Origin of the sequence: Caballeronia mineralivorans PML1(12) (assembly GCF_001028175.1) — a bacterium.
GTDB classification, from domain to species: Bacteria; Pseudomonadota; Gammaproteobacteria; order Burkholderiales; family Burkholderiaceae; genus Caballeronia; species Caballeronia mineralivorans.
Genome location: NZ_AEJF01000341.1, coordinates 1 through 305, shown reverse-complemented (window position 1 = coordinate 305; position 305 = coordinate 1). Strand labels below are relative to the sequence as shown.

Annotated in this window: 1 protein-coding gene; it reads left to right on the top strand. The window is 46.9% G+C overall.

Annotation, left to right across the window (positions count from 1 at the left end; translation table 11 throughout):
- Nucleotides 1–266, top strand: a 266-nt coding sequence (locus EOS_RS48665; RefSeq protein WP_235443145.1) for a hypothetical protein, incomplete at its 5' end; no start/stop codon positions are given.
- Nucleotides 267–305 lie beyond the last annotated feature (39 nt).

Sequence of the window (305 nt, the reverse complement as noted above, 5' to 3'; positions counted from 1 at the left end):
TACAGGTGACCTGCCAGTCGGAAAACGCCCGTTGCGCTGGTGCCGCCCACACCAAAGACGTCGGCAACAAAGCGAAAAAAAAGAGAAGGAAAATGCGATGGCGCATGGACGGTACGACCCCAGAAGTTCAAACAAACAGCACAAGTCGTATCTTCGTTGCGCAGGTAGCGCGGCTCAATCGGATTTGTCGGATTGAGCCAATAATAAACAACGAAATATTATTGTTATTTTTCAGTCCATTAAATGTGACGTTTGCAAATAGTTAAGCAATAACACCGTCTTACCGTCACGTATCTCGCCGGTTT